We start from the raw sequence: 494 nt of genomic DNA, 5'->3' as shown, positions 1-494 counted from the left end.
TGACCGGCAGGTCGGGCTCGCCGGACGCTCCCCCCCCAAAAAAAACACCCCGACCGAGTTCCAACCTCAACGCCAGCGCCGCAAAACCCGCCCGCCGAAATACCGCAGAATTCCGCCAGAAATCCAAGGTTGGAACAGGTAAGACCTACTTACCTTTTCAGTTCCAACCTCAAACTTGCGCGGCCATTGTTTTTAAAAGGCATTTTCAAACGGCGTAAAACGGCGCACCGCCCCGGCAACTCGTTCGCGCCATCCAAACTGGCGCACCACCCCCCGCCGCCGTCCGGTCAAATCTTCAAGAAACGGCAGAAAACCGCCAACTCCCGCCCAATCCCGGATAATCCCGGTTACCCCCCTCAAGCCACCTGTTCTTGCGCGTTACAGGACCCCGGAAGCTTTGCACGTCGTTGCATCTTCCCCGGCAAGGAATTGGGTGATGGCTCGTCGGCAAGACGCTCAGAACCTGTAGCGCGCCATTTCAGATGGCAAATCGC

1 protein-coding gene is annotated in these 494 nt (G+C 58.3%); it reads left to right on the top strand.

Translation table 11 applies throughout. The features are described 5' to 3' along the window. Positions 1-218: hypothetical protein (locus E1297_RS49485; RefSeq protein ID WP_209015538.1), on the top strand; the 218-nt coding region annotated here is incomplete at its 5' end. Positions 219-494: the final 276 nt, after the last annotated feature.

The sequence above is a fragment of the Roseibium sp. RKSG952 genome (assembly GCF_009711355.1).
The sequence above is the reverse complement of the archived record's forward strand: the minus strand, read 5'-3'. Positions and strand labels throughout refer to the sequence as shown.